19 protein-coding genes and 1 pseudogene are annotated in these 21,187 nt (G+C 67.1%); 11 read left to right on the plus strand and 9 right to left on the minus strand.

The annotated features are described in order from the left end of the window. Window positions 1-109: 109 nt before the first annotated feature. The 4 genes and pseudogenes from G6N07_RS17930 to glgX all read left to right on the plus strand — a co-directional run. Window positions 110-509 (plus strand): annotated as a pseudogene (locus tag G6N07_RS17930) (alcohol dehydrogenase catalytic domain-containing protein); the annotation flags it as partial. A gap of 210 nt (window positions 510-719) precedes the next feature. Then, entirely contained in the window at window positions 720-1,391 is a 672-nt protein-coding gene (locus tag G6N07_RS17935) for a PAS and ANTAR domain-containing protein (protein WP_085188208.1), read from the plus strand. A gap of 27 nt (window positions 1,392-1,418) precedes the next feature. Next, window positions 1,419-1,985, plus strand: a complete 567-nt coding sequence (locus G6N07_RS17940; RefSeq protein ID WP_085188193.1) for an isochorismatase family protein — start codon at window positions 1,419-1,421, stop codon at window positions 1,983-1,985. A gap of 153 nt (window positions 1,986-2,138) precedes the next feature. Further along, entirely contained in the window at window positions 2,139-4,283 is a 2,145-nt protein-coding gene (gene glgX / locus G6N07_RS17945) for a glycogen debranching protein GlgX (protein WP_085188195.1), read from the plus strand. 7 nt (window positions 4,284-4,290) lie between these two features. Here glgX and G6N07_RS17950 read toward each other — a convergent pair whose 3' ends face one another. Beyond that, a complete protein-coding gene (locus G6N07_RS17950) occupies window positions 4,291-4,686 on the minus strand; it encodes a hypothetical protein (protein ID WP_085188197.1) in 396 nt (131 codons plus the stop codon). 194 nt (window positions 4,687-4,880) lie between these two features. Between G6N07_RS17950 and G6N07_RS17955 the strand changes: the two genes are divergently transcribed. Both G6N07_RS17955 and G6N07_RS17960 read left to right on the plus strand, forming a co-directional pair. Then, window positions 4,881-6,041 carry an acyl-CoA dehydrogenase family protein gene (locus G6N07_RS17955; protein ID WP_085188199.1) on the plus strand — a complete coding sequence of 387 codons (1,161 nt, stop codon included), beginning with the start codon at window positions 4,881-4,883 and terminating at the stop codon, window positions 6,039-6,041. A 7-nt stretch (window positions 6,042-6,048) separates the two neighbouring features. Next, window positions 6,049-7,155 carry an acyl-CoA dehydrogenase family protein gene (locus tag G6N07_RS17960; RefSeq protein ID WP_085188200.1) on the plus strand — a complete coding sequence of 369 codons (1,107 nt, stop codon included), beginning with the start codon at window positions 6,049-6,051 and terminating at the stop codon, window positions 7,153-7,155. A 102-nt stretch (window positions 7,156-7,257) separates the two neighbouring features. On the opposite strand, the gene G6N07_RS17965 is transcribed toward G6N07_RS17960, so the two are convergent. Continuing rightward, the gene (locus G6N07_RS17965; protein ID WP_085188202.1) at window positions 7,258-8,595 is read right to left on the minus strand and encodes a maltokinase N-terminal cap-like domain-containing protein; all 1,338 of its coding nucleotides are present in this window, start codon (window positions 8,593-8,595) and stop codon (window positions 7,258-7,260) included. Continuing rightward, window positions 8,592-10,385 carry a maltose alpha-D-glucosyltransferase gene (gene treS, locus G6N07_RS17970; protein ID WP_085188204.1) on the minus strand — a complete coding sequence of 598 codons (1,794 nt, stop codon included), beginning with the start codon at window positions 10,383-10,385 and terminating at the stop codon, window positions 8,592-8,594. The genes G6N07_RS17965 and treS overlap by 4 nt, the downstream gene beginning before the upstream one ends. Window positions 10,386-10,475: 90 nt before the next feature. Between treS and G6N07_RS17975 the strand changes: the two genes are divergently transcribed. Together G6N07_RS17975 and G6N07_RS17980 are read left to right on the plus strand one after the other, a co-directional pair. After that, window positions 10,476-11,276, plus strand: coding sequence for a HugZ family pyridoxamine 5'-phosphate oxidase (locus G6N07_RS17975; protein ID WP_085188210.1), 801 nt, complete (start codon window positions 10,476-10,478; stop codon window positions 11,274-11,276). Window positions 11,277-11,300: 24 nt separating this feature from the next. After that, window positions 11,301-11,879, plus strand: a complete 579-nt coding sequence (locus G6N07_RS17980; protein ID WP_085188206.1) for an orotate phosphoribosyltransferase — start codon at window positions 11,301-11,303, stop codon at window positions 11,877-11,879. A gap of 113 nt (window positions 11,880-11,992) precedes the next feature. Here the strand turns inward: G6N07_RS17980 and G6N07_RS17985 are convergent, their stop codons facing one another. Next, complete coding sequence (locus G6N07_RS17985) at window positions 11,993-13,246, minus strand: RNA-guided endonuclease InsQ/TnpB family protein (RefSeq protein WP_163784254.1); 1,254 nt, start codon at window positions 13,244-13,246, stop codon at window positions 11,993-11,995. Between the two features lie 4 nt (window positions 13,247-13,250). Next, entirely contained in the window at window positions 13,251-13,649 is a 399-nt protein-coding gene (tnpA, locus tag G6N07_RS17990; RefSeq protein WP_163784256.1) for an IS200/IS605 family transposase, read from the minus strand. A 423-nt stretch (window positions 13,650-14,072) separates the two neighbouring features. Here tnpA and G6N07_RS17995 point away from each other — a divergent pair, with 423 nt between their 5' ends. Continuing rightward, on the plus strand, window positions 14,073-14,747 hold the full coding sequence (locus G6N07_RS17995; RefSeq protein WP_085186967.1) for a hypothetical protein: 675 nt from the start codon (window positions 14,073-14,075) through the stop codon (window positions 14,745-14,747). Window positions 14,748-14,782: 35 nt separating this feature from the next. Further along, window positions 14,783-15,190 carry a TIGR03668 family PPOX class F420-dependent oxidoreductase gene (locus G6N07_RS18000; protein ID WP_085186958.1) on the plus strand — a complete coding sequence of 136 codons (408 nt, stop codon included), beginning with the start codon at window positions 14,783-14,785 and terminating at the stop codon, window positions 15,188-15,190. Window positions 15,191-15,912: 722 nt separating this feature from the next. Here the strand turns inward: G6N07_RS18000 and G6N07_RS18010 are convergent. The 4 genes from G6N07_RS18010 to G6N07_RS18025 form a co-directional block, all read right to left on the minus strand. Then, entirely contained in the window at window positions 15,913-16,806 is an 894-nt protein-coding gene (locus G6N07_RS18010) for a DMT family transporter (RefSeq protein WP_165756732.1), read from the minus strand. Between the two features lie 187 nt (window positions 16,807-16,993). After that, complete coding sequence (locus G6N07_RS18015; protein ID WP_085186964.1) at window positions 16,994-17,254, minus strand: hypothetical protein; 261 nt, start codon at window positions 17,252-17,254, stop codon at window positions 16,994-16,996. 195 nt (window positions 17,255-17,449) lie between these two features. Beyond that, complete coding sequence (locus tag G6N07_RS18020) at window positions 17,450-19,768, minus strand: MMPL family transporter (protein WP_085186961.1); 2,319 nt, start codon at window positions 19,766-19,768, stop codon at window positions 17,450-17,452. Window positions 19,769-19,899: 131 nt separating this feature from the next. Next, entirely contained in the window at window positions 19,900-20,742 is an 843-nt protein-coding gene (locus G6N07_RS18025) for a hypothetical protein (protein WP_085186949.1), read from the minus strand. Window positions 20,743-20,911: 169 nt separating this feature from the next. Between G6N07_RS18025 and G6N07_RS18030 the strand changes: the two genes are divergently transcribed. After that, window positions 20,912-21,169 (plus strand): hypothetical protein, encoded by a 258-nt coding sequence (locus G6N07_RS18030; RefSeq protein WP_085186946.1) that lies wholly within the window; start codon window positions 20,912-20,914, stop codon window positions 21,167-21,169. Window positions 21,170-21,187: the final 18 nt, after the last annotated feature.

Consider the following 21,187-nt stretch of genomic DNA (forward strand, 5'->3'; position numbering starts at 1 on the left):
TCGCCGCGCAGGCGCTCGGAATCGGGCACCAGCGAGATGCAACGGCACGCGTTTGACCCGGCACTCGTTTGACCGGCACGCTCGTTCGGAGAAATCGGCCTCGAGGAGAATGCATGCAGTGACTTGGCAGGGACGTCGCAAGGTTTCCGTGGATAACGTGCCGGACCCGGTGATCAAAGAGCCGACCGACGCCATCATCCGTGTCACCGGCACCAACATCTGCGGGTCCGACCTGCACCTGTACGAAGTGCTGACCGCGTTCATGAACCCCGGCGACATCATCGGCCACAAGGCCATGGGTGTGGTCGAGAGGGGTGGGCGCCGAGACCGGTGACCTCCAGGTCGGTGACCGCGTGGTGATTCCGTTCAACATCTCCTGCGGGACCTGCTGGATGTGCGGCCGCGGTCTGCAGAGTCAGTGCGAGACCACACAGAACCGCGACCAGGGCACCGGCGCAGCACTGTTCGGCTACTCGACGCCTGCTGGCCGATCCGCTGCAGCGCGGCTGGCGACGGTCAAGGTGGCGTTCGTGGTGGCCGGCCACATGGCAGGTGTCGTCGCCGCGCACGACCGCGCGCTCAAGCTGCTGCCGTCGGCGCACGAGATCACCGGACAGCTCGCGATGATGCTCGTCATGGTCGACTACACATTCTTGGGTTTGTACCTTCTATTCGCTATTCGGCGGGTGAGGTCACACCCGGCGGGTTACTCTGGCACAGTGCCCCCCGAAGAGTCACTGGAGCGGGCACTGGCCGGTGGGTCGCCCCAGAACGTCGGATGGTTCCGTTACCACTTCGCGGACGGCCGCTGGGAGTGGTCGGACCAGGTGCACCACATGCACGGATACCAGCCAGGAACCGTCACTCCCACCACTGAACTGGTGCTCGCCCACAAGCACCCCGACGACTACGTCTCGGTGGCGGCAACGCTCGACGACATCCGGCGCACCCGCCGCACCTTCAGCGCCCGTCACCGGATCATCGACACCGAGAAACGCATCCACGACGTGGTGGTAATCGCCGACCGCATGTTCGACGACACCGGGGACATCGTCGGCACACAGGGTTTCTACGTCGACGTGACTACGAGCCGTCTGGACGATTCAACCCGCGAGATGGCGGCCGCCACCGCGGCGGCGATGGTCGAGCACCGTGCGTCGATCGAACGCGCCAAAGGAATGCTCATGCTGGTCTACCGCGTCGACGCGGTCGCTGCCTTCGAGCTGCTCAAGTGGCGCGCCGCCGAAGCCGGGGTGAAGCTGCGCACCTTCGCCGAACGGCTGCTCGCCGACGTCACCGCCCTGTATTACGAGGAAACGCTGCCGCCACGCTCGGCGTTCGACCACCTGCTGCTGACGGTGCACCACCGGGTGCACGCGGCAGGTGTGTGACCGGCCGCGCGGCGCTACCGTGACACTATGCGCGCGCTCATCGTCGTCGACGTCCAGAACGACTTCTGCGAAGGCGGCTCGCTGGCCGTGACCGGCGGGGCCGCCGTCGCCCGGCGCATCAGCGACCTGCTCGCAGCCAACGACACCACGTCGGGCACCGGGTATCACCACGTCCTGGCGACCAAGGACTTCCACATCGACCCCGGCGAGCACTTCTCCGACACGCCGGACTACCGCATGTCGTGGCCGCGCCACTGTGTCGTGGGCACCGAGGGAGCCCAGTTCCACCCCGACCTCGACCCGTCGCCGCTCGAGGCGGTCTTCACCAAGGGTGAGCACTCCGCGGCCTACAGCGGGTTCGAAGGCAGGGACGCCGCGGGAACGCCGCTGAGCGACTGGCTGCGCGAGCGGGGCGTCGACGAGGTCGACGTCGTCGGGATCGCCACCGACTACTGCGTCCGCGCCACCGCGGCCGACGCCGCGGCGGCCGGTTTCACCACACGAGTGCTGCTCGACCTCACCGCGGGGGTCGCCGAGGATTCGACCGCCGAGGCGGTCGAGGCGCTGCGCGGCGCCGGCGTCGCCGTGGTCTGAACGTGGCGCAGCCAGGGTGACCCGGCAGGCCGTTGAGAAGTCCGGAAGTGGGTATATCTCTGCGACGCCGCCAAGGGCCCGGCCGTGTTGTCCCACGCCGATCGCCCCGTAACGTCGCCCCCGTCCGTGAACCGACCCCCAGGAGCGTGCACATTGGCCGCAGCCCCCAACCCGAACATCGTCCCCGAATTATGGCCAGGCAAGGCCTATCCTCTCGGGGCGACGTATGACGGCTTCGGCACCAACTTCGCCCTGTTCAGCGAAGCCGCCGAGCGAGTGGAGCTATGCCTGTTCGACGCCGACGGCGGGCAGACGGCGTCTGTCACCCTGCCCGAGGTCGACGGATTCGTCTGGCACGGGTTCATCCCGAACATCGAGCCGGGTCAGCGCTACGGCTACCGCGTGCACGGCCCGTACGATCCGCCCAACGGCCAGCGGTGCAACCCGAACAAGCTGCTGCTCGACCCGTACGCGAAGGCCATCGACGGCACCTTCGACTGGGGCCAGCCGTTGTTCGGCTACAACTTCGGCGATCCGGACAGCCGCAACGACGACGACTCGGCGGCCAACATGCCGAAGTCGGTGGTGATCAACCCGTACTTCGACTGGGGGGTGGACCGTCCGCCCAAACACGAATACGCCGACACCGTGATCTACGAGGCACACGTCAAGGGACTGACGCAGACCCATCCGGACATCCCCGAACAGATCCGCGGAACCTACTCCGCGGTGGCCCACCCCGTGATCATCGAGCACTTCAGGGCGCTCGGCGTCAACGCGATCGAACTGATGCCGGTGCACCACTTCGCCAACGACTCGACGCTGCTGGAGAAGGGGCTTTCGAACTACTGGGGCTACAACACGATCGGGTTCCTGGCACCGGATCCGAAGTACAGCTCGAGCACCACGCCCGGTGGGCAGGTGCAGGAGTTCAAGGCAATGGTGCGCACCCTGCACGAGGCGGGGATCGAGGTCATTCTCGACGTGGTCTACAACCACACCGCCGAAGGCAACCACATGGGCCCGACGCTGTCCTTCCGGGGCATCGACAACGCCGCCTACTACCGGCTCGTCGACGACGACAAGCGCTATTACATGGACTACACCGGCACCGGCAACAGCCTCAACGTCGGCCATCCGCATGCCCTGCAGCTGATCATGGATTCACTGCGGTACTGGGTGACCGAGATGCACGTCGACGGTTTCCGGTTCGACCTCGCCTCCACGCTGGCCCGTGAGTTCTACGACGTCGACCGGCTGGCCACGTTTTTCGAGCTCGTACAGCAAGACCCGACGGTCAGTCAGGTCAAGCTGATCGCCGAACCGTGGGACGTCGGGCCCGGCGGATACCAGGTCGGCAACTTCCCTCCGCAGTGGACGGAGTGGAACGGCAAGTACCGCGACACCGTGCGTGACTACTGGCGCGGCGAATCGGCCACACTCGACGAGTTCGCGTCCCGGCTCACCGGGTCGTCGGACCTCTACGAGCAAACCGCGCGACGGCCTGTCGCCTCGATCAACTTCGTCACCGCCCACGACGGTTTCACGCTGCGCGACCTGGTGTCCTACAACGAGAAACACAACGAGGCCAACGGCGAGGACAACAAGGACGGGGAGAGTCACAACCGGTCGTGGAACTGCGGTGTGGAGGGGCCGACGGACGATCCTGAGGTCACCGCGCTGCGCAGCCGTCAGCAGCGCAACTTCCTGACCACGCTGCTGCTCAGTCAGGGCGTGCCGATGATCTGCCACGGTGACGAACTCGGTCGCACCCAGCAGGGCAACAACAACGTCTACTGCCAGGACAACGAACTGTCCTGGATCGACTGGTCGACCGCCGACACCGATTTGATGGCGTTCACCCAGAAGGTCTCGGAGCTGCGTGCCGCCCACCCGGTGTTCCGCAGGCGCCGGTTCTTCTCCGGCCGGCCGGTGCGCCAGCGCGGCGCGCCGGGCCTACCAGACATCGCCTGGTTCGCCCCTGACGGGGCGGAGATGACCGACGAGGACTGGGAGAGCGGCTTCGCCAAGTCGATCGCGGTGTACCTCAACGGCGAGGGAATCCCCGATCTCGACGTCCGCGGTCACCGGGTCACCGACGACTCGTTCCTGCTGTGCTTCAACGCCTACCATGAGCCGCTCGAATTCGTCACGCCGGCACCGGAATTCGGCCGGGCGTGGCTGCCGGTGATCAACACCGCAGACGACAATGACGTCCGCGAGTCGGTGACTGCGGGCGCCAAGATCCAGGTCGCGGACCGCTCGGTGCTGGTGTTGCAGGCGGTCAACGAGCCCTAAGCGGGAGTCACTCCACGACGGTGAAGAACGAGTCACCGTCCTCTGGGGTGCCGCTGACCTGACCGGCGTCGGTGCCGTGATGGTCCGGCGTGATGTTGTCGATCTGGTCTTCTGGTCTGGGTTCCACCTCACCCGCCGGCGCTGAGTCGTCGGCGGGTGGGGCCTCCGCCGCGCTATCGGGCACCTCGGCGGCGAGCTTCTCGTCGAGCGATTCGCCACCGCCCACTTCACCACGCGGCAGCTGATACGAGCGGTCGGCTTCGGCCCAGTCGTCGGGCGGGTCGACGACGTTGTCGCCGTCGTCGTTGCGGACGTCGTCAGGGTCGAGCCCCTCCGTTGGCCGCAGGGTGTCGCCGGGGCCGTCGACGTCGTTGGCGGACTGAAGGTCGTCGTTGTCGCTCACGTGGGGCCGGTTGCCCCGCCGCCCTGGGCACTAAACCTGATGCGACGACCACGGGCGCTTGCGTTCCATCGCCGACGTCGACACCGACCCCCGCCGAGAGTCGCGACCGGTATTCATCCTGACCGGCAGCTGACCTGACCAACCGGTGAGTTAGGGTGAATTCAGGCCCTCAGTCACCGATCAGGGAGTCAAACATGCAGCTGGCGCTGACCGAAGAGGAAGCCGCCTTTCGCGACGAGCTTCGGTCCTTCTACCGCACCGAGATCCCCGCCGAGATCCGGGAACGGTCCCGGCAGGGCGGTGAGGTCGACAGAGACGACATCATCACCACGCACAAGATCCTCAACGACCACGGACTCGCCGTGCCGAACTGGCCGGTCGAGTGGGGCGGTAAGGACTGGACGCCCGTCCAGCACCAGATCTGGCTCGACGAGATGCAGCTGGCATGCGTCCCGGAGCCGCTGACCTTCAACTCCAAGATGGTCGGTCCGGTGATCGCGGAGTTCGGTTCCCAGGCCATCAAAGAGCGGTTCCTGCCGCCGACGGCGGCGCTGGACATCTGGTGGTGCCAGGGCTTCTCAGAACCGGAGGCAGGCTCCGACCTGGCGTCTCTGCGCACGACGGCCATCCGCGACGGCGACACCTACGTCGTCAACGGCCAGAAGACGTGGACGACGCTGGGCCAGTACGCCGACTGGATCTTCTGCCTCGTGCGCACCGACCCGAACGCACCGAAGAAGCAGGCCGGTATCTCGTTCCTGCTGATGGACATGAACACCCCGGGCATCACGCTGCGCCCGATCAAACTCGTCGACGGCAGCTTCGAGGTGAACGAGGTCTTCTTCGAAGACGTCCGGGTGCCCGCCGACCAGCTCGTCGGCGAGGAAAACCAGGGTTGGAGCTACGCCAAGTTCTTGCTCGGCAACGAGCGCACCGGCATCACCCAGGTGGGCCGCACCAAGGTCAAACTGGCCGACGTCAAGGCCCGTGCCAAGGAGTCCGGGCTACTCGACGATCCACTTTTCGCCGCCCGGCTCGCCGAAGCGGAGAACGACGTGCTCGCACTCGAGCTGACCCAGATGCGGGTGGCGTCCGGCTCGGTGGACGGCAAGCCCAATCCCGCATCGTCGGTGCTCAAGCTTCGCGGCAGCCAGCTCCAGCAGCTGGCCACCGAGCTCCTCGTCGAGGTCGCCGGTCCCGACGTGCTCCCCTTCGACGCCGGAGCCGATCTCGCGTCGCCCGAGTGGGCCCGCCACAGCGCGCCGACGTACCTCAACTACCGCAAGACGTCGATCTACGGCGGCAGCAACGAGGTCCAGCGCACCATCATCGCGTCGACCATTCTCGGATTGTGAGGTAGTCATGGATTTCGACTTCACCGACGAGCAGGAACTGCTCCGCGACACCAGCCGCGAGGTGCTGGCACGCACCTACGACATCGAGACACGGCTCAAGGTCGTCGACTCCGAGCTCGGCTGGAGCCGCGACGTGTGGAACCAGCTCGCCGAGATCGGCATCCTCGGCCTCGGCTTCGAGGAGGACGCCGGCGGGCAGCTCGAGATCATGGTGGTCGCCACCGAGATCGGTCGGCGGCTGGCGCCCGAACCGGTGCTCTCCGCGGCGCTGGGACCCGGCGCCCTGATCGCCGAGGTCGGCAGCGACAAACAGAAGCAGCTGCTCGACGCGGTCGGCGCCGGTCAGCACCTGCTCGCCTTCGCCCATACCGAACCCGGTATGCGTGGCGTCGGCGGCAAGCTCTCAACCACCGCTGAGCAGCAGGGGGATTCCTGGACGCTCACCGGGCGCAAGAATCCGGTGATCGCCGGTGACAGCGCCGACACGCTGATCGTCAGCGCCGCCCTGGCCGACGGCGGGACGGGTCTGTTCGTGGTCGAGGGCACCGCGGTCTCCCGGAAACCGTTCCGGACCTTCGACGGTCAGCGCGGAGCCGAGATCGACCTCGACGGGGTGACCGCCACGCCGCTGGGTGCCGGCGGGGACGCCACCGACGCGATCTCTCGGGCCCTGGTGCGGCTGCAGTCGGCGCTGTGCGCCGAAGCGCTGGGCGCGATGGAGGAAGCGCTGCGCTTGACGACCGACTACCTCAAGAGCCGCAAGCAGTTCGGCGTCACGCTCAGCAAGTTCCAGACGCTGACGCAGCGGGCCGCCGACATGTACGTCTCGCTGGAGTTGGCCCGCAGTATGGCGTACTACGCGGCCATGTCGATAGCCGACGGTGACTTCGACCCGGCGATCGCCGCCCGCGCGAAGCTGCAGATCGGCCGCTCGGGTCGGCACATCGCCCAGGAGGCCATCCAGCTGCACGGCGGTATCGGTGTCACCGCGGAGTATCCGGTCGGCCACTACGCCGCGCGGCTGACCGCGATCGAACAGACGCTCGGGTCGGCGCAGGACCAGCTGCACGTGCTGATGGGCGGGCTGAGCGACTACGAGGTGGTCACCCTCTAGTTGCTCCAGCGCCGAAACGAACAAACGGGCGCAGAGGTGCGAGAAGGCGGCGGCATTTCGTCGATCTCGGCGGGCACACTTCGGGGGTGCTGAGCCAGGCGTTCACGCCCCGACGATCCGCAGGATGGACTTCATCGGGATCGGCAGCCAGCTGGGCCGGTACCGCGCCTCGTAGCCGACCTCGTAGACCGCCTTGTCGAGTTCGTAGGCGGCCAGCAATTCGGCGTCGCCGCGCGGATCGGTGCCCGAGGCGGCGGCGTACCCGTCGCAGAACGAGCTGACGTTGCGGTCGACCCATTCCCTGGCCCGGGCAGCGAGCTGTTTGTCGTGCGCGGCGTCGCCGCCGCGTTCGATCAACCGTTGATAGGCGGCGTATTCGTAGGACCGCAGCATGCCCGCGACGTCGCGCATCGGGGAGTCGGGCCGGCGGCGTTCGTCGAGCGGTTGGCCCGGTTCGCCCTCGAAGTCGATCAGCAGCCAGCCCTCCGTGGTTCGCAGCACCTGCCCGAGATGCAGGTCGCCGTGCACCCGGTGGACGGTGATCTCCTGGCCGGCGAGTTTGCGGTATCGCTCCTCGATCAGGGCGGCGTGCGGCTGCAGTTCGGCTACCGCGTCGGCCACCGACCGCAGCCTCTCCAGCACGGTGTCGAGCGGAAACGGCACCGACGACGCGCCAAGTTCGGCGGCCAGCGTCGCGTGCACCGACGCCACCGCCTCACCGAGGCGGTGCGACTCCCCCGCGAAGTCGCCGCCCACCTCGTCGGCGTAGAGGTCGCCTTCGGCGAACAGGTCGCGAGTGCTGGTGAGCGCCATGTCCCAGCCCTCGGCCGAGTTGGCCGCGAACTCGGTCACCATGCCGAGCGCATACGGCTCCCCGTCGAACGTGGTCTCGAACGAGCCGAGCAGCCGCGCGACATGCGGGTTGCCCGCTCGGGCAAGCGCCCGGTTCAACTCGATATCGGGGTTGATGCCGGGGGCGATACGCCGGAACACCTTGAGGATTGCGTCCTGGTCGAAAATGACGCTGGTATTGCTCTGCTCGGCGCTGGACACCCGCGGCGCGGCCTGCAGCGGCAGCGTCACCTCCGGCTCCTTCACGAACCGGATGTCACCGACCTGCGCCGAGGAGTCGATCAGCGTCAGGAGGAAGTGCGCCGCCGCGGGGTCGTACAACGCGTCGTAGCCAGTGCGGTCGCCGTCGGGCGCCGTGTCTCTGCCGATCCGGGCGACCGCACTGTACTCGTCGATCGGCGCCGAATCCCAACGTACGAGGATCTGGTAGCGCTCCGGTGTGCCTTCGGCGTAGTCGACCCTGAGCAGCACCAGGTCGATGTCGTCGCGTAGCGGGACCACCACATCCGCCGTGGCAGAGACGAATTGGCGACTGCGGCCACCGTACCACCGCTGTTGCGGTAGCCAGTCGTCGAAGGGAAGGTTCATGGCTGCACTCCTTCGGGCTCGGGGTCGGGGGCGCGAAGCTCGAACCAATAGAACCCGTGGCCGGGCAGAGTCAGCAGGTAGGGCAGTGCCCCGATGCTCGGGAAGTCGACGTATCCGGTCATCTCGACCGGAGTGAAGCGGTTCCACTGCTGCAGGTTGAGCTCGATGGGCTGCGGAAACCGGGACAGGTTGTTCACGCAGAGCACCGTTTCGCTGCCGCTTGTCTCCCGTACGAACGCCAGCACCGACGGGTTCGACCCGCCGAGTTCGCGGAACGTCCCGATGGCGAACGCGTCGTGGCGTCTTCTCACGGCGAGCATGGTCTTCGTCCAGTTCAGCAGCGAATTCGAACTGTCCCGCTGCGCTTCCACATTCACCGCCTGGTAACCGTAGATCGCGTCCTGGTTGGGCGGCAGGTACAGGCGGCCGGGCGTGGCCTTCGAGAAGCCGGCGTTGCGATCGGGCGTCCACTGCATCGGGGTGCGGACACCGTCGCGGTCACCCAGCCAGATGATGTCGCCCATCCCGATCTCGTCGCCGTAGTACAGCACCGGCGACCCGGGCAACGACAGCAGCAGCGCGGTGAACAACTCGATCTGGTTGCGGTCGTTCTCCAGTAGGGGGGCCAGGCGGCGCCGGATCCCGACATTCGCTTTCATCCGTGGGTCTTTGGCGTACTCGGCGTACATGTAGTCGCGCTCTTCGTCGGTGACCATCTCGAGCGTCAACTCGTCGTGGTTGCGCAGGAAGATGCCCCACTGCGCCATGTCCGGGATCTCCGGCGTCTGCGCGAGGATCTCGGATATCGGGAAACGTGACTCACGCCGGACAGCCATGAAAATCCTAGGCATCAGCGGGAAGTGGAAGGCCATATGGCACTCGTCGCCGCCGGTGTCCGGATCGCCGAAATACTCGACCACATCCGCCGGCCACTGGTTGGCCTCGGCGAGTAGCACCCGGCCTGGGTACTCGTCGTCGATCACCTTGCGGCAGTGCCGCAGGAACGCGTGCGTCTCGGGCAGGTTCTCGCAGTTGGTGCCCTCGCGTTCGAACAGGTACGGCACGGCGTCGAGCCGGAAGCCGTCGATCCCCAGGTCGAGCCAGAAGCGCAGCACGTCGAGCATCGCTTCCTGCACGGCGCGGTTGTCGTAGTTCAGATCTGGTTGGTGAGAGAAGAACCGGTGCCAGTAGAACTGGCGTCGCACCGGGTCGAAGGTCCAGTTCGATTCCTCGGTGTCGACGAAGATGATCCGGGCATCGGCGTACTTTTCGCTGGTGTCGCTCCACACGTAGAAGTCGCCGTAAGGGCCGTCGGGGTCGCGGCGCGACTCCTGGAACCACGGGTGCGAGTCGGACGTGTGGTTCATCACCAGGTCGGTGATGACCCGGATGCCGCGGCGGTGCGCGGCGTCGAGCAGCGCGACGAAGTCGTCGACGGTACCGAATTCGGGGAGCACCTTGTAGAAGTCGCGGATGTCGTATCCACCGTCGCGCAGCGGCGAATCGTAGAACGGCGGCAGCCACAGACAGTCGACGCCGAGCCACTGCAGGTAGTCCAGCCGTTCGGTCAGCCCCCGCAGATCGCCGGAGCCGTCGGCGTCCGAGTCGTGGAACGCCCGCACCAACACCTCGTAGAACACCGCACGCTTGAACCAGGTCCGGTCCTGCGGGACCAGCCGCGCGTGGCCGAAGTCGTCGGCGTTCGGATGCTCGACGAGGCCGCCCTCGACATGGCTGCCCTCCGCCGGGTCGTGATCGGGGTGGGCGGGTGAGCCGCTGCTGTGGTCCATCGGTCCTCAGTCCTACCCATCGTCGTGGTACCTGAATCGTGGCCCAGTGCGGGCCGCCGCGCGACCGCGGCGCAGCGGTATGGTGCCGAAGTGGCCAACCGCGATCACGGCGACCCCGGCGGTGCGCCGTCGGTGCCTCCGCCGCTGCGCCCCGCTGCCGACGCCGTACGACCGTCAGCCGCCGAGGAGTCCCGGACAATCGCGGCCTCGGCCAACACCGCCACGCTGGCCACACTGACGGCCGACGGGGACCCGTGGGCGTCGTTCGTCACCTACGGGCTGCTCGACGGCGCCCCGGTGCTGTGCGTGTCGGACCTCGCCGAGCACGGCCGCAACCTGGCCGCTGATCCGCGGGCGAGCGTCGCGATCGTCGCGCCGTCCTCGGCATCCGATCCGCTCTCCAACGGCCGGGTAACGCTGGCCGGGGTGGTCGAGCGGCCCATCGGGGACGAGCCCCACGCGGCTCGGGAGGCGCACCTGGCCGCGGTGCCGGCGGCGAAGTACTACATCGACTACAGCGACTTCACCGTGTGGGTGCTGCGCGTTCGGCGTGTCCGTTGGGTCGGCGGCTACGGCCGGATGGGTTCGTGCAGCGGCGCGGATTATTCTGCCGCCGAAGCCGATCCGGTGGCGCTTCAGGCCGCGGGAGCGGTCGCGCACCTCAACGCCGACCACGCCGAGTCGCTGTTGGCGATGGCGCGGGTACTCGGCGGCTATCTGGACGCGACCACCGCGTCGTGCACCCGGGCGGATCGCTACGGACTCGATCTTCGGCTCGAAACCGAACGCGGCATCGCCTACACCCGGGTAGGCTATGCCGCGCCGCTGAGTTCGCCTGCCGAACTGCGCTCTGCCGCCGTGGAGTTGACGCAGCGGGCCCGCCGGGGGTGAGACGCGTCGCATACGATCTGCGGTATGTCTGCGCCGAGCGACCGTCCGGAATCCTGGCATGCGGCGTTCGAGTTGATCCGCACGCGCGGGTACGAGCACCGTGAGGAGCCGTTCCGCCTTGCCAGCGGTCAACTCAGCCACGACTACATCGACGGCAAATACGCCGTCGACAACGGGGAACGGCTGACGATCGTGAGCCGCGCCGTCGCGGATCTGGCCGCCCGGACCGGCATCGAGTTCGAGGCCGTCGGCGGGTTGACAATGGGGGCCGATCCGCTCGCCCACGGCGTGGCGATGGTCACCGGAGCGGCCTGGTTTTCGGTCCGCAAGGAACAGAAGCAGCGCGGGCGCGAACAGTGGATCGAGGGCACGCGCATCGCACCCGGTATGCGGGTGCTGCTCGTCGACGACGTGATCAGCACCGGCGGCTCGACGGCGCTGGCATTCGACCGGGTGGTCGCAGCTGGCGCGGTGGTGAGCGGCGTCATCCCGATGGTCGACCGCGGTGACGTCGCGGCAGCGCTGTTCGCCGAGCGGGGCGTCCCGTTCGCGGCGCTGGTGACCTACCGGGATCTCGGGATCGAACCGATCGAAGCAGTCTGACGAGCACCAGGGTCGGCTCCATCCCGACGGTGAGCGGCCGTACTTCTTCTTCTTCGAGGACGTGGCGGGTTGACGTTCCTCCCCACGGCTGAAAGTCGGGGGATTCCAACCTGTTAGACGGGTTGGAGCAGTAATTCCTCGCGGTTTCCTGCTGGTTCCTGCGTCGACGTCACCGCAACACCCGCAGGCGCTGTGGTTTCTCGGCAGGCGGTGACCGCAAGCCCTGCGGCCAATACATTCTTGGCGGCGTTCACATCAGCGTGTACGGGCCCGTGCGGGCAGTTTGTGCACCGAAACACCGCTTGGCTCTCACGGGATTTCGGGTCAACATGCCCACACACCGGACACCGTTGCGACGTGAAGGCCGCCGGAACCTTGATCACCTGTGTCCCGGTATAACGCGACACAGACATCAACGCTTGCTCGAACCGATACCATCCTTTCCCCAGTACAGCCCGATTCAAACCTGATTTACTCGACGCGCCGTTCGGCAGGAACGCCCCGGCGTTGCCGGGATCTTCGACCCGAGCAGCACGGCGCGTCATGTTGCGGGTCTTGAGATCTTCGAGCACCACGACTGCGTTCGACTGGGCCAGGCGGTGCGCGGTCTGGACGCAGAAATCCTGGCGGCGGTGCCGCTCAGTGGCCCGCAACTTCGCCAGAGCCCGCCGGGTCTTGGTGCGGTTTGCCGACCCCTTGGCCGCGCGGGACAGCCTGCGTTGCAGCGCTACCAGGCGGCGGCGTTCACCGGTCGTGACGAACTCCCGGTCAGCCAGCTCACCGTCGCTGGTGGCCACCGCCACCACCACACCACGATCCACCCCCACCGCGGTCCCCGGGGCGGCGTGCTCTGCCGGGGCCGCGATCCCGTCGTCGACGAGCAACGACACGAACCAGTGCGCACCGTCCCGCGACAGGGTGGCCGAGCGGACGGTTTCCCCCTGCAGGCTGCGTGACGCCCGGAATTTCACCCACCCAAGCTTGGGCAGCTTCACCCGCGCATGTTTGCGGCTGAGCTTCTCCACCACCATCTTGTTGCCCTCGGGGAACCGGAACGACGGCGCCCACCGCCGACCCGAACGCCAATGCACCCGAAACGTCCCCTGCTCACGGCACGCCTTATCCAGATCCATCAGTGTCTGCTGCAGGCAGTGCCCCGAAACGTCTCTGAGCCACGAATGCTCAGTCTTGGCTTCGGCCAACTCTTTGGCCTGGGGCCCGTAGTTCATCCACGCCCCGCGGCGGCGGTATTCACCGCGCTGCTCCAACCCGGTGTTCCACACCGCCCGACACACTGCCCCGATCTGCTCGGCGAACACCGCCTGCGCGTCGGTGAACTCCACCCGAAACCGCCGCCCCGTCACCACGATCTCAACGATCCTTCTGCGACTCGACGTAGCGGTTGATCACCGACAACGGTGCCCCACCCACCGTCGCCACGAAATACGAATTCGTCCACAATGTCGGCAACCGCGATTTCAGCCACGGGAACTCCTGCCGCAGCAGCCGCGAGGACCTGCCCTTGATGGCCTTCACCAGCTTGTGAACCCCCAACTGCGGGTCGACCTCCACCAGCAGATGCACGTGGTCAGGCATGGTCTCCATCTCGATCAACCATGCCCCCTTCTCCTCGATCACCTCGACGATGATGTCCTTGAGCCGCTGCTCCATCCGCCCGCCGATCACCTTGCGTCTGTATTTCGGGCACCAGACAACGTGATAGGCGCACCGGAACGCGATATTCGCGTTCGTCCGCAACGTAACACCCACACCCGACAACATTAGACAGCGATCAACCATCTAATGTTTCAACACGCCGGAACCGTACCCGCGCAGTGGCCACCCAAAGCAGGAACTTGACGCGCTCACCCCCACGCCTGAAGGCAGGGGTCCGCCGCGCTACCTACTTTCGATCGCGCCGTAGTTGGCCCAGTCCAGGGGCAGCGCGATGACGTCGAGTTCGCCTTCTCAATCTGCCAGCAGGCGCAAAGTGCCCATTGCCGAATCTTCCGATGGTCAGGAAGCACCGCGATTGGACGGCGGTTACCACTCCTCGGTGACGCGGTGAACCGATCCGAACGGGCGTCAGAACACTCCCGTGGCCAGGCGGATCAGGCGGGGTACGTTGATCAAGACCACCCACGCTACCGTGCCCGCGCGTTTGTGCTGGTGGCGCGGGATAGCATCTGGGGCGTGGCCGAACGCGAAGCCCCAAAGGACTTCGACTATCGCTGGGATGAACCGCCCCTTTTGGGGGGTGCGCGCGCCGGACCGGACGACGCGGGGGTTGATCCCGACTATGACGTTGATCAGGACTATGACGTTGATCAGGACTATGTCGAGGTCTACCAGCCGACTGTCGCGGAGTATGCCGACGCACCCCGATACGTCGAGCCGCAGCACGTGGAGCCCCCGCACGTGCCCATGCCTGAGGACCGCTTCGATGCGTTCGACGCCAACACCTTCGATGCGTTCGACGCCAACACGTGGACCTTCCGCCGCCCGCCGCCGCCGTGGTACCGAACCCGGCAGGCGGTGACGGCACTCGTGATCGTCGCGCTGGCCGCCGTCGCCCTCGTGGTGTCCGCGGTGCTGTTACTCCTCGTTGGCCGCGGAGGCGGCGCGGACGAGGAGTCAACCGTTGACCCGACCCCGTCATCGACGGTGGCGCCGGCACCGTCGCGCACGCGCGAACCACCACCGCCGCCTCCCCCTCCACCGCCACCACCGCCGTCGGTGCAGCTACCGGCCGAAACCGGACCGACGTGGCGGCAGACGCAGCGTCCGAGCCAGAGGAAGAAGCCTGAGATCGGTGTGACGAAGAGCCCGGCCATCCGTAAACCGAACAATCCGCGCGAGCCGGATTGACTCACGGCCCCGCGGCCGGCCAATACGCTGACGGCATGTCCGGATTCGACGCGGTCGAAATGTTCGCCGCCGCCCGTGCGGCGGCGCTGGCCACGATCAACCCCGACGGAACACCGCATCTCGTGCCGGTCGTGTTCGCCGTGCACCGGGAGACGGTGTACACGGCGGTGGACGCCAAACGGAAGTCAACCCAGCGGTTGCGGCGGTTGGCCAACATCGACGCCGATCCCCGAGTGTGCCTCATCGCCGACAACTACTCCGACGACTGGAGTCAGCTGTGGTGGGTGCGAGCGGACGGGGTCGCCACGGTGCATCACAGCGGCGACCAGATGGCGACCGGGTACGGAGCGTTGCGGCAGAAGTATCCGCAGTATCAGCGCCTCGCCCTCGACGGGCCGGTGATCAGCGTCGAGGTGCGGCGGTGGTCGTCGTGGCAGGCGTGATGTGGCTGCGAATTGCTCACGGCTTCGGCGTCCGCGACGGTCCGGCGACGGTGCTCGTCCTCGTGGCGCAGTCCCGGTCGGGTGGTCGGTCGGGTGGTCGATGGAAGCAGACCACGTTGCCGTCCGATGAGCGATTTACCAGTGGTTGACCTTGCCGGGTTTGACTTTCCAGTGTCCAGGTGGGACATCGGAAACGTGATTGAGGTGTCCGGGCGGCGCCAGGCAGCCCGGCCCCGGGCCCTGAAGTGGATCGGGAACCCACCAACAGTGTGGATCGGCCTGCGCCGTACCGGCGCCCAGTCCGACAGCCGCGAAGCCCAGCGCACCTGTCATCGTTGCTGTCGCTGCGAGCTTCTTCAGATTCATGCTGGCCCCTTACGCTTGTGCGATTTGCATTCACCCCCCACCGCGCTGCCGCGCGGCTCGGGCCCCCGTCCGATCGCGAATTCCCCGCACGTACAGTGTCCAAACGCACGCCGTCCAAACCCACGCCGTCCAAACCCACGCCGCCCAAACCCACGCCGCCCAAACCACGCCGCCCCGTCCCGCAACATCACATTGGTCGGCCCGTCCGGGGGCGGGAAGACCAGGCTGGTGGAGGCGCTGCTGTTGCACGGCCGCCTGGACCGCGCCCCGACGTGCTGGCGGCATCACCGCGGCGCTGTCGCCAAGCTGGCCCGACAGCTGAGTTAACTGCTCGCCGCCCTCGCCGACGTCTCGGGTCAGGCCACCCGTTCGGCGAGCTCGGCTTCGAGCTTTTCCTCGTAGGCGCCTTCATCGCGGCCGAGCGCGACCGTCGCGGCGATCATCGCGGCGGCGGCGGCACCGAGCGCGATCGGTTCCAGTGCGCTGATCTGCATGTGCTCGTTGAGGACGATGGCGCCGAGGACGACGGCGACCACGGGCTCGAGCACCAGCATCGTCGGAACTGACGTCTGCAGGGATCCGGCGTGGAAAGCTGACTGCTGCAGCAGCGTCGCACCGACGCCGAGCAGCACCAGCAGGTAGAGCGCCGGGGTGGTCAGCGCCGTGCGGACCTGCCCCTCGGTGATCATGTGCATGACGATCTTGGTGAGCACTGCGACGAGTCCGAACAGCACCCCGACCCCCGCCGCGAGCATCACCGCGCGCCGCCAGTTGCTGGCACGCACCGCGATCAGCACGCACGCGAGCACGACGCCGACACAGACCGCGACCACGATCACCGTCAGTGCGACGGGGATGTCGTAGTCGCCGGCGGTGGACTTGGCCAAGGCGACGAACACGGTCAATGCTGCCGTCAGCAACAACGCCCACATCCACTCGGCGCGGCTCACGCGGCGGCCGGCGAGGCGCGCGCTCAGCGGCAGGGCGAACAGCAGGGCCGAGACCAGCACCGGCTGCACCAGCAGTAGCGACCCGTATCCCAGCGCGAGGGCCTGGAAGATGAATCCCGCCACCGCGGCCCCGGTGCCCACCCACCACACCGGCCGGCGCAGCAGCGTCATCAGCATGACCGTGCTGATGCCCTTCTCGGGCGGCACATCGAGTGTGGCGCGCTGGCGGATCACGATGCCGATCGCCATGAAGATCGCCGCAAGCAAGGCGAAGGACACCGCAAACCCATGGCCCACCAAGCCGGACACCCCTTTGCGTAGCGGAACGGTGCTGACGACAGACAGCACCCACCACCGTAGAGGCAGTGCGCAAGTTCGGCCCTATCGGCGGGGGCCGGGTATTGCGAACCCGTGATCACCGTGGCGGTCACCGGCGCCGAGGGCCTCTTCCGTCTGCGCCAGCGGTACCGCTGGCGCCGCCATCGAGCTAGATGGCCTCGCGGCCGGAGTGCCGCGCAGCCGAGGATGGAGCGATCTTGTCGTTCATCGACGCCACCACGGTGTCCACCCTGTTGACCGCCTTGTCGCACATCCCGCGGACCCGTTCTCCGGCCGTGTCGACGTCGTCAGCGGCGCTCAGCAGGTAGGCGCGCACGGTTACCCGCAGGTGTTCACCGAAGGACCGGACCTCTCTACGCAGGCGGTCGTCGACCTCCAGAGTGACGTACGGCATCAGTCGGTACCTCATGTGCATACTCCCCGTCGTGAGTGCTTGCCCAAGACTAACGACGCGGTTGCCGCCGGTGAAGCTGAGCTGTGACACAGATCACGCCGTGAAGTGACCCACATCACTGCCTCATTCGCGCACCGGAGTCGGCCACCGTCACACTTCGGTGGGGCGACCGGTCATCGGGTTGGCACGATCCATGGTCACAGAGACGGGTCAGACGGAGACCGGCCGCTCGGACCGCTCCTGCTCGAGTCGGCGGTTGAGCGCCTCACCCTCGATGTCTAGATCGGGCAGAATCCGCGCCAGCCAGTTCGGCAGCCACCATGCGCGGTCGCCCAGCATAGCCATCACCGCGGGCACGACGGTCATCCGCACCACGAACGCGTCGACGAGCACACCGAAGGCCAGTGCGAAGCCCATCTGCTTGATGATCGGGTCGGCGTTGAACACGAAGCCGGCGAACACCGCCGTCATGATCAGGGCTGCCGCCACCACGACCCGGCTAGCCTGGGTGAATCCGTGCTCCACCGCTGCTTCCCCACGATCGCCGTGGACGTGCGCCTCCTTCATCGAGGAGACCAGGAACACCTCGTAGTCCATCGCCAGGCCATAGAGCACGCCGACAACCATGATCGGCAGCATCGACACGATCGGCCCGGTCGCCGACAGTCCGATCAGCTGCTGTAACCAGCCCCACTGGAACACCGCGGTGGTGGCACCGAACGCCGCGAATACGGTGAGCAGGAACCCCGCGGTCGCCTTGAGCGGGACGGCGACCGAACGGAACACCACCATCAGCACGAGGATCGACAGACCCATCACGATGCCGACATACACGGGGATCGCTTCGCCCAGCCGATCGGACATGTCGATCCCCATGGCGGTGATGCCGGTGACCCCGAATTCGGCATTGTCGAGTTCCGCCAGCGCGCCGGTCTGAGCGCGGATGTCGCGCACGAGTTGTGCGGTGGCCTCCTCGGTCGGCCCGTTTTCCGGCACGACGGAGAACACTGCGGTGTCGGAGGCGTCGTTGACGCCGCCGAAGGCCACATCGGCCACACCCGGCATCCGGCGCAGGTCGCTGTAGGCGCCCGCGATGTCCGCCGGGCTCAGTTGCCCGCCAGCCGCTGCTTCGGCAGAGACGATGAGTGGACCGTTGTAGCCCTTGCCGTAATGCTCGGCGATCACGTCGTAACTCTCGCGCTGCGGGGTGCCCTCGTTGTAGCTGGTGCCGTCCGGCATGCCGAGCGTCATCGTCAGCGCCGGCAGGCCGATCACACCGGTGACCAGGATGCCTGCCAGTGCGGCGGGGATGCGGTTGCGCAGGATTGCGCCCACCCACGCCGTAGCCAAGCGGTGGTTGCTCTCCTCGGTCGCGGCGCTGCGCCGGGCCTTCGGCGAGGCGATGCGCTCGCCCACCAGTCCCAGCAGCGCGGGCAACAGGGTGATGGCGGCGACGACGGCGACGACGACTGTGGCTGCAGCCGCCAGTGCCATTGGAGTGAGCAGCGAAATGCCCACGACCGTCAGCGCGACGAGCGCGATCACCACGGTCGTCCCGGCGAAGACGACGGCGCTGCCTGCGGTGCCGATCGCGCGGGCGGCCGCGTCGCCTGCGCTCAAGCCGCGGTCGAGGATCAGCCGCCGCTGCCGGTTGACGATGAACATTGAATAGTCGATGCCGACCGCGAGGCCGAGCATGAGCGCGAGCACCGCCGTCATCGACTGCATTTCGAACAGATGCGAGAACAGGAAGGTGCCGCCGACTCCCAGGGCCACCGAGATCAGCGCGGTCACCAACGGCAGGCCGGCGGCGATCAGGGACCCGAGGGTGATGATCAGCACCACCGCGGCCACCATGACGCCGATGACCTCGGCGGCGCCCGCGATCTCGGGCATCTCCGCCATGCTCGCCGACGGCAGCACCTCGATGCCGCGGTCGGCCACTGCCTCCTGCGCCGCATCGACGGTGCGCTCAACCACTCCCGTGGGCAGTTCGGGGGTCTGCCTGTCGAACTGGAACTGGTAGAGCGCGACGGCACCATCTGCGGAGACCGTCACGCCAGGCACCGGCCGGCCGTCGACGGTCAGCGGCTGCGGCGCATCCGGTGACGGCGGGGCGTCCACCTGGGCGCGAGCCACCGCCGCCGAGGCGGCGAGCATCGGGCTATCCGGCCCCTTGGCCAGCTCCTCTTGCGCCAGCTGACGAGGATCGACCACATGCTCTGTCCGCGAGACCGCGTCGACCGCGGCCAGCACGGCGTCGCGGTTGGCGCCGTCGTCGATCCGCTGGCCCTGCGGTGCGGCGAAGGCGATGCTGCCCTGCCCGCCAGAGGACTGCGGCATCTTCTCGGCCAGCTGGTCGATGACCTCCTGGGCAGGAACGCCGTCGATCCGCATCTCGTTCGAGATCTTCGGCGGGTTGAGGGCGAGAAGCCCCGCAACCACGGCGATCAGCGCGACCCAACCGGCGATGACAGGCCAAGGACGTCCGAACGCGAATCGGCCGATTCGATGAAGGAATATCGCCATGAACGCCACAGTACCTTGGCGCGAGGACACTTGGCCATCAGTTGTAGTGAACTACACCCCACCGCAAAAAGCATGATGATTGCCACTTTCAGAAGCTTTGGGCAAACATGTTTGGCAGTCAGCAGGAGTGGTTATCCGTTTCGGCGCTTTCGCGCGTTTGCACGCTGGGAGGCCTTCGCTGCCTTGACCACCGCGCCGGCTTCGCCGCTGACGCGCTTGGCGCCCTCATAGGCGGCGGCGGCCTCGCTGAGTGCATGCTCCGCTTGGGCCAGACGCTCTTTGGCGTCATCGACGCGCAGCCGGGCGCTGGCCAGATCCCTGTGCCGGTCTTCCATCTTGTCGTCGGCGTCGGCCTTCGCCCGCTGCGCGGCCGCCAGCGCGCCGCGCGCCTGTTCGCCTCTGCGCCGGCGTTCCCGGTCCGGCGGGTTCTCGGGTTCGGTAGTCTCCTCGTTCCGTGCGGCCTTCTTCGGTGCCGGCTTGTCGGGTGCTTCGGCGAACACCATCTCGGTATCACCGAAACCTGACCAGTGTTCGGCCTGCGCCAGCCGGCCGAGCCGGGATCTGACGTCCGGGTCGGCGATCGCCGCATGCAGGGTGTCGGTCACGTCGCCGCGTAGCGCGCTGGCCGGCGACCGGATGTCGGACATCTCGAGCGCGGCCCTGGTCAGCTGTTCGATCAGTGTTCGCTGCCGCCCGGACAGTTCGCGGATGCGGTGGCCATCCATGGCGGCGTGAGCGGCTCGCAACTCCTCACCTAGTTCACCAAGGCGTTCTGTCACTTCGGGTTCCCCGTGGACGAGTCGGTTGACCACCGCGGCCGACATCGTGGGCTTGCGGGCCCCGGTGATCCGTTTGGCCGCTACCGCGTCACCGCGTTGCTTGGCGTCGGCGGCCAACCGGCTGCGCAATGCGGTGAACTCGTCGGGCGCCACCGCGTACAGCTGGTCCAGCGGGTCGTCGGCCATACCACCCATGATGGCGGGAACCGCTGTCAACCGTCGCAAAGGTAGTCGGCGATCGCCAACACCGCCTAGCGAGCAATACATGACGGGACCCGCGTTGGCGTCGTTCTAGAGGCGATCTACCGTCCTGGTGACACACCACGGGTTTGGGCCGACGCACACGCGGGGTAACTGCCGGCGCATGAGCAACGAGTTCGCCGACGAGACGATCGATGTGGTCGCCCCGGGTGACGCCATCACCATGGACCGCGGATCGGGCCCGCAGTCGTACAAGGTCGTCCACAAGAACGACGGCCACGACTCCTACCTGGTGACTATGGAAGGCGCCGACGGTGAGACCTTCGAGCACGAATTCCCCTCGGGGGCCACGGTGACCCGGTCATTGGAGTCGAAGTGGGAGTCCACGCAAAGCCCCACCCCGAAGGCTGACGCCGGTTGACCGCCGGCCGGGCGCTTT

The sequence above is a fragment of the Mycolicibacterium doricum genome (assembly GCF_010728155.1).
In the GTDB taxonomy this organism is placed as follows: domain Bacteria; phylum Actinomycetota; class Actinomycetes; order Mycobacteriales; family Mycobacteriaceae; genus Mycobacterium; species Mycobacterium doricum.